Below are 7,366 nucleotides of genomic sequence, written 5' to 3' on the forward strand. Positions count from 1 at the left end.
CATGACGAGCTCCACCACCGACTCGCTCGCGGTTCGGGTCATCCCGTGCCTCGATGTGGCCGACGGCCGCGTCGTCAAGGGCGTCAATTTCCTCAACCTCCGCGACGCCGGCGACCCCGTCGAACTCGCGATCGCGTACGCGCAACAGGGCGCCGACGAGATTACCTTCCTCGACGTCACCGCGACGAACGAGAACCGGGCTACCACGTTTGACCTGGTCACCCGCACGGCCGAGAACATCTTTATTCCCCTCACCGTTGGAGGCGGGGTGCGCAGCGTCGAGAACGTCACGCAGCTGCTCGCGTCGGGCGCCGACAAGGTCGGCGTGAACTCGGCGGCGATCGCGCGGCCGAGCCTGATCGACGAGATCGCGGCGAAGTTCGGGGCGCAGGTGCTCGTGCTCTCGCTCGATATTCGCCGCAGCGACTCGACCGAGTCGGGCTTCGTCGTTACGACCCACGGAGGCCGCACCGACACCGGCATCGACGCGCTCGGTTGGGCGCGCGAGGCCAGCGAGCGCGGCGCCGGCGAACTCCTCGTCAACTCGATGGACGCCGACGGCACGAAGGCGGGCTTCGATCTTGAGCTGATCGAGCGGATGCGCGGGCTCGCGACCGTGCCCGTCATCGCCTCTGGCGGTGCGGGCAGGGTCGACGACTTCGCGCCCGCGGTCGCTGCCGGCGCCGATGCGGTGCTCGCGGCAAGCGTCTTCCACTACGGCGAGATCACGATCCCCGAGGTCAAGCGGTCCCTGCGCGACTCGGGTGCGGTGGTGCGCGATGTCTGAGCAGCCTGACCTCACGACCGAGCAGATCGAACAGATCATCGCCCAGGTGCAGTTCGCTGAGAACGGCCTCGTTCCGGCGATCGCGCAGCAGTGGGACACCGGCGAGGTGCTCATGATGGCGTGGATGAGCGCCGAGTCGATCCGACGCACGCTCACCGAGCGTCGGGCCGTCTACTGGTCGCGCTCGCGCGACGAACTCTGGCGCAAGGGTGATACCTCGGGCCACACGCAGGCCGTGAAATCGTTCGCGGTCGACTGCGACGCCGACACCGTGCTGCTGCGCGTGCACCAGGAGGGCGCCGCGTGCCACCTTGGCACGCGCACCTGCTGGGACTCCGACCCGAACGCGGTGCATTTCTCGTGAGCCCCCGCCTGAGCAAACGGTTGAGCCTCCTTGGCCCGGTCGTGTTCGCCGCGCTCGCGATGATCGCGTGGACGCAACCGTGGGCGCACCTCGTCCTCGACGTTGAGGGCACCTCGGCCGACATCACGGCCTCGGGCAGCGATGCCTCGCTGCCCGTCATGGCGCTCTCGCTCGCGGCACTCGCGGGCACCGCCGCGATGGCGATGGCGCAGCGCAGTTGGCGGCTCATCCTGGCGATCCTGCTCGTCCTGCTCGGCGCGGGCATCGCGGTCACCGCGAGCCTCGCCTATGGCGATCCCGCCGCCGGCCTCCTCGCCCCGGTCGGTGAGGCGACCGCGATCGGCGGCGAAAACGCGATTCGTCAGGTCATCGCGACCGGAGAGGTGAGCGGCACCGCGTGGCCACTCATCGCCGCGATCGGCGGCGTCGGGGTGGCGATCTCCGGCGCGTTCGCGGCGATCACCTCGCGCAGCTGGGCGAGCGGCGGCCGTCGATTCGATCGGGATGCGAGCAGCGAACAGGAGGCCGATGAGGCCGTCGGCGACACGCGCGTGAGCCAGTGGGACGCGCTCTCGGCGGGCGATGACCCGACCGACGAAGAATCGCCCACTCGCCAGGTAGACTGATCAGGTATCTGGCAGCGACACAAGGAGTCATGGGATGTCGAACGAGGACGTCGTTTTCTCGAAGTACCACGTCGAAGACGAAGGCAACTCGGTTGCGGGCTGGACGGGCTTCACGCTGATCTGCCTCGGGTTCTTGATCGGAACCGTCGGTCTCTTCCTCAACATCGACATCATTCTCTGGATCGGCGTTGCGCTGATCCCGATCGGTGCGCTTGCCTGGGTCATCATGCAGGCGGCTGGCCTCGGGCCCAAGGAACACCACTAAGCCATGATGCTCGACGACCTTCTTGCGGGCTCGCTCGAGGACGCCGCGCGCCGTCGCGCCGAAGTGCCAACTGCTGAGGTCGAGCGTCTTGCGCTCGCCCAGTCGCCCGCGCTCGACGCGGTTGCTGCGCTGTCTCCGCGCGACACCGTCAACATCATCGCCGAGGTGAAGCGCGCGAGCCCCTCGCGCGGCGCCCTGGCAGGCATCCCCGATCCGGCCGACCTCGCTCGTCGCTACGAGCGCGGGGGAGCCGCGGCCATCAGCGTGCTCACCGAGGAGCGCAAGTTTCTCGGCTCGCTCGACGACCTCCGCGCCGTGCGCGCGGCCGTCGACATCCCGGTGCTCCGCAAGGAGTTCATCGGTGAGGAGTACCAACTGCTCGAGGCCCGCGCGGCCGGGGCCGACCTCATCCTGCTCATCGTGGCGAGCCTCGACCAGGCGACCCTGACGCGACTCAAGTCGTTTGCCGAAGACCTCGGCATGACGGCACTCATTGAGGCGCACACCCGCGAGGAGTTCAACCGCGCGCTCGACGCGGGCGCCAAGGTGCTCGGCGTGAACGCGCGCGACCTCCAGACGTTCGAGATGCATCCCGAGCTCTTCGGCGAGCTTGCCCCGAGCTATCCCGAGGGCGTCATCAAGGTTGCCGAGTCGGCGGTGCTGCGCCCGGAACACGTGCGCGCCTACCGCGACGCTGGCGCCGACGCCGTGCTCATCGGCGAAGCGCTCGTGACGGGCGACGATCCAGAAACCACCATCAAGGAATACCTACAGGCATAACGTGACTCAGTACCGGAACGCGCAGGGACCATACTTCGGCGAGTTCGGTGGACGCTTCGTCCCCGAAAGCCTCATCGCCGCGCTCGACGAGCTCGACCGCGAGTGGACGGCCGGCAAGAATGACCCGGAGTTCTGGGGCGAGTTCCAGCGCCTCCTGCGTGACTATGCTGGGCGGCCCTCGCTGCTCACCGAGGCGCCGACCTTCGCGAAGTCGGCGGGCGGGGCGCGCATCCTGCTCAAGCGCGAGGACCTCAACCACACCGGCTCGCACAAGATCAACAACGTGCTCGGCCAGGCGCTGCTGACCAAGCGCCTCGGCAAGACGCGCATTATCGCCGAGACCGGCGCGGGCCAGCACGGCGTCGCGACCGCAACCGCGGCCGCGCTATTCGGCCTCGACTGCACCATCTACATGGGCAAGGTCGACACCGAGCGCCAGGCCCTCAACGTCGCACGCATGCGCCTGCTCGGCGCCGAGGTGATTGCCGTGGCCTCGGGCTCGCAGACGCTGAAGGACGCCATCAACGAGGCGTTCCGCGACTGGGTCGCAAACGTCGAGACGACGAACTACATTTTCGGCACCGCGGCCGGGCCCCACCCATTCCCGGCCCTCGTGCGCGACACGCAGCAGGTCATCAGCGTCGAGGCACGCCAGCAGTGCCTCGACCTCACCGGCGCGCTGCCGGATGCCGTGGTTGCCTGCGTCGGCGGCGGCTCGAACGCGATCGGCATGTTCGAGGCCTTCCTCGACGACGAGACCGTCTCGCTGCACGGTATCGAGGCGGCGGGGGAAGGCGAGGACACCCCGCGCACCGCGGCGACGATTGGCACCGGCCGCACCGGTGTGCTGCACGGCGCCAAGACGCTGCTCATGCAAGACGACGACGGCCAGACGATCGAGTCGCACTCGATTTCGGCGGGCCTTGACTACCCGGGCGTCGGCCCCGCGCACTCGTGGCTCGCGATGACGGGGCGCGTGAGCTACTCGGGTGCGACCGACACCGAGGCGATGGAGGCCATGCGCCTGCTCTCGCGCACCGAGGGCATCATTCCTGCGATCGAGTCGGCGCACGCGCTTGCCGGCGCGATCAAGATCGGGCAGCAGCTCGGCCCCTCGGCGACGATCATCGTGTCGCTCTCGGGCCGCGGCGACAAAGACATGGAGACCGCAATGAACTACTTCGAGCTCAGCGACGCGAGCCGCGTGATCGGAGGCGACAAGTGAGCACGTCTCAGGTCGAGCGCGCCATCGACGCCGCCCGCACCGAGCGCCGGGGCGCCTTCATCGGCTACCTTCCCGCCGGTTTCCCGAACCTTGACGCCTCCGTTGATGCCGCGATTGCGCTCTCGCGGGCCGGCGCCGACGTCATCGAGTTCGGGGTTCCCTACTCCGACCCGGTGATGGACGGCCCCGTGATTCAGGCCGCCTGCCAGCAGGCCCTCGCCTCGGGCTTCCGCGTGAGCGACCTGTTCCGCGCGATCGAGCGGGTGCGCGCCGAGGTCGACACGCCCATCCTAGTGATGAGCTACATCAACCTCATGTTGCAGCACGGCATCGACGCGTTCGCGGCCGACCTCGGCTCGGCGGGCGGCGCGGGCGCGATCACGCCAGATCTGATCCCCGACGAGGCCGACGAATGGCTCGCGGCGGCGAGCGCGCACGATCTCGACCGGGTGTTCCTCGCGGCGCCGACGTCGAGTGACGAGCGCCTCGAGAAGATCATCGCCTCGTCGCGCGGCTTCGTGTACACCGTCTCGACGATGGGCATCACCGGCGCGCGCGCCGACGTCGACCACGCCGCGCGCGTGCTGGCCGACCGGCTTCACCAGGCCGGCTGCGAGCGGGCCTGCGTTGGCATCGGCATCTCGACCGGCGAGCAGGTTCGCGACGTGCTCGACTACGCCGAGGGCGCGATCGTCGGCTCGGCGCTCGTGCGCTCGCTCGGCGAGGGCCTCGACTCGCTCACCGACACCGCCCGCTCACTCGCACAGGGAACGGAGCGCTAGTGCCCGCGCCGACCTCGATTCCATCGCCGCCCGCCGAGTGGGCGGCCTTCTCGATCGGCCCCTTGACGCTGCACGTCTACGCCCTCGTCATCGTGCTCGGCATCGTCTTCGCGGTGTGGTGGACGAACCGGCGTCTGACTGCGCGCGGCGGCGAGCCGTGGATCATCATCGACATTGCGGTGCCCGCGGTGATCCTCGGCCTGCTCGGCGCGCGGCTCTACCACGTGGCGACGCACCCGGCCGACTACTTCTACGAGGGCGCCGACTGGTGGCGCGTGTTTGCCATCTGGGAGGGCGGCAACGCGATCATCGGCGGCCTCATCGGCGGCGCGATCGGCGCGTACATCGTCTGCCGCATGCGCGGCATCCGCTTCCTTAGTTTCGCGGATGCGGTGGCCCCGGCCCTGCTCGCGGCGCAGGCAATCGGCCGCATTGGCAACTGGTTTAACCACGAGCTGTTCGGCTGGCCGACCGATCTGCCCTGGGGCCTCGAGATTCCGCAGCCGAATGCGGCGATTCCCGAAGGGCTGCCCGCCGGCACGCTGTTTCACCCGACTTTCCTCTACGAGATGCTCTGGAACCTCGTCGGCATCGGCGTGATTCTCGTGCTCGAGCGGATGTTCCGGATGCGCTGGGGCAAGACGGTCGCGATCTACTTCATCTGGTACGGCGTGGGTCGCATGATGATCGAGTCGATCCGCGTCGACTACTCCGAGGTCATCCTCGGCCTGCGCTCGAACGTGTTCGGCGCGCTCGTGCTCGCGCTGATCGGCGTCGTGCTCTTCATCGTGCAGACGCGGCGCTACCGAAGCAACGAGCAGTCGATCTACGCCGACGACCATGTCTGGAGCGAAGACGACGACGCCGAGACGCCCGACCCCGAGGAATCTCCCGTGGCGGTCACGGCCGGCGTCAACGAAGCTGTAACCACCACCGACAAGAATGGCTCCGACGAGTCGAAGTAATCGACTCGTTCTCGCGAACTACGAAGAGGTCAACATGACACGACGCGCGAAAATTGTCGCGACGCTCGGCCCCGCGGTGTCCTCGCCGGAGGGTATCCGAAGCCTGCTGACGGCCGGCGTCAACGTGACGCGATTCAACCTCAGCCATGGCGACCACGAGGTGCACACGACCAACTACGGCTACGTGCGCGACGCATCCGAAGAACTCGGCCTGCCGGCGGCGGTGCTCGTCGACCTGCAGGGCCCGAAGATCCGCCTCAGCAAGTTTGAGGCCGGCCCGTACCAGCTCGACAAGGGCGACACCTTCAAGATCACCGTCGACGACATCGTCGGCAACCAGCAGATCGTCAGCACCACCTTCAAGGGGCTCACCGGCGACGTGCGCCCCGGCGACCCGATTCTCATCGACGACGGCCGCGTCGCGCTGCGCGCGACCGAGGTGACCGACACGACCGTCACCGCGGTCGTCGAGGTGGGCGGCCCCGTCTCGAACAACAAGGGCATCAACCTGCCCGGCGTCGCGGTCAACGTGCCCGCGCTGAGCGAGAAAGACGAAGACGACCTCCGCTGGGGTCTGCGCATCGGCGCCGACATCATCGCGCTCTCGTTCGTTCGTGGCCCCGAGGACATCACTCGGGTGCACGAGATTATGGACGAGGAGGGCGTTCGCCTGCCCGTCATCGCGAAGGTCGAGAAGCCACAGGCCGTCGACCGCCTCGCCGACATCGTCGATGCCTTCGACGGCATCATGGTGGCCCGCGGCGACCTCGGCGTCGAGCTGCCCCTCGAGCAGGTGCCGATCGTGCAGAAGCGTGCGATCGAGCTCGCACGCCGCCGAGCGAAGCCGGTGATCGTGGCGACGCAGATGCTCGAGTCGATGATTTCGAGCCCGCGCCCGACCCGTGCCGAGGCCTCGGACTGCGCGAACGCGGTGCTCGATGGCGCCGATGCGCTCATGCTCTCGGGCGAGACGAGCGTCGGCGAGTACCCGATCATCACGGTCGAGACGATGGCGCGCATCATCGAGTCGACTGAGGAGCACGGGCTGAGCATGATTCCGCCGCTCGGCACCCAACCCTTCACCCAGGGCGGCGTCATCACCCTCGCCGCGACGGAGGTCGGTGAGTTCCTCGGCGCGAAGTACTACTGCGTCTTCACCGAGTCAGGCGACTCGGTGCGCCGCCTGTCGCGGCTGCGCCCGCAGATCCCGATGCTCGGCTTCACTCCGAGCGCGGCGATTCGTCGCCGCATGAACCTCAACTGGGGCGTCGACGGCATCATCGTCGAGCGCAAGAAGCACACCGATGAGCTGTTCCTCCAAGTCGATGAGTACCTCATCTCAACCGGCAAGGCGCAGCGCGGTGACAAAGTCATCGTCATTGCCGGTTCCCCTCCGGGAGTTCCCGGCTCGACGAACGACCTGCGCGTGCACCGCGTAGGCGACGCCCTCGACGCGGTGGCGCCGGCCTACGAGGGGCGCCACTCCCGCAAGGGCTAGCGGCTCGCGCGTACGAACAGGGCTGCCACGATCGAACTGATCGTGGCAGCCCTGGTCGTACGCGGGGGGGCAGG

9 protein-coding genes are annotated in these 7,366 nt (G+C 68.2%); all 9 read left to right on the forward strand.

Features of this window, described 5'->3' with window-relative positions; all coding sequences use genetic code 11:
* Position 1: 1 nt before the first annotated feature.
* The 9 genes from hisF to pyk are packed head-to-tail and all read left to right on the forward strand — an operon-like array spanning position 2 to position 7,292.
* Entirely contained in the window at positions 2-787 is a 786-nt protein-coding gene (gene hisF / locus QM019_RS07195; protein ID WP_282852427.1) for an imidazole glycerol phosphate synthase subunit HisF, read from the forward strand.
* A complete protein-coding gene (hisI, locus tag QM019_RS07200; RefSeq protein WP_193127801.1) occupies positions 780-1,151 on the forward strand; it encodes a phosphoribosyl-AMP cyclohydrolase in 372 nt (123 codons plus the stop codon). Before hisF ends, hisI begins: the two co-directional genes overlap by 8 nt.
* A complete protein-coding gene (locus tag QM019_RS07205) occupies positions 1,148-1,777 on the forward strand; it encodes a Trp biosynthesis-associated membrane protein (RefSeq protein WP_211198206.1) in 630 nt (209 codons plus the stop codon). Before hisI ends, QM019_RS07205 begins: the two co-directional genes overlap by 4 nt.
* Before the next feature lie 34 nt (positions 1,778-1,811).
* Positions 1,812-2,042, forward strand: coding sequence for an HGxxPAAW family protein (locus tag QM019_RS07210; protein ID WP_125105865.1), 231 nt, complete (start codon positions 1,812-1,814; stop codon positions 2,040-2,042).
* Positions 2,043-2,048: 6 nt separating this feature from the next.
* On the forward strand, positions 2,049-2,822 hold the full coding sequence (gene trpC / locus QM019_RS07215; protein WP_125107340.1) for an indole-3-glycerol phosphate synthase TrpC: 774 nt from the start codon (positions 2,049-2,051) through the stop codon (positions 2,820-2,822).
* A 1-nt stretch (position 2,823) separates the two neighbouring features.
* Complete coding sequence (gene trpB, locus QM019_RS07220) at positions 2,824-4,047, forward strand: tryptophan synthase subunit beta (RefSeq protein WP_282852430.1); 1,224 nt, start codon at positions 2,824-2,826, stop codon at positions 4,045-4,047.
* Positions 4,044-4,829, forward strand: a complete 786-nt coding sequence (gene trpA / locus QM019_RS07225; protein ID WP_282852431.1) for a tryptophan synthase subunit alpha — start codon at positions 4,044-4,046, stop codon at positions 4,827-4,829. Before trpB ends, trpA begins: the two co-directional genes overlap by 4 nt.
* Positions 4,829-5,794 (forward strand): prolipoprotein diacylglyceryl transferase, encoded by a 966-nt coding sequence (lgt, locus tag QM019_RS07230; RefSeq protein WP_282852432.1) that lies wholly within the window; start codon positions 4,829-4,831, stop codon positions 5,792-5,794. The genes trpA and lgt overlap by 1 nt, the downstream gene beginning before the upstream one ends.
* Before the next feature lie 34 nt (positions 5,795-5,828).
* Positions 5,829-7,292 (forward strand): pyruvate kinase, encoded by a 1,464-nt coding sequence (gene pyk / locus QM019_RS07235; protein ID WP_282852434.1) that lies wholly within the window; start codon positions 5,829-5,831, stop codon positions 7,290-7,292.
* Positions 7,293-7,366 lie beyond the last annotated feature (74 nt).

Origin of the sequence: Gulosibacter sediminis (genome assembly GCF_030011715.1) — a bacterium.
In the GTDB taxonomy this organism is placed as follows: domain Bacteria; phylum Actinomycetota; class Actinomycetes; order Actinomycetales; family Microbacteriaceae; genus Gulosibacter; species Gulosibacter sediminis.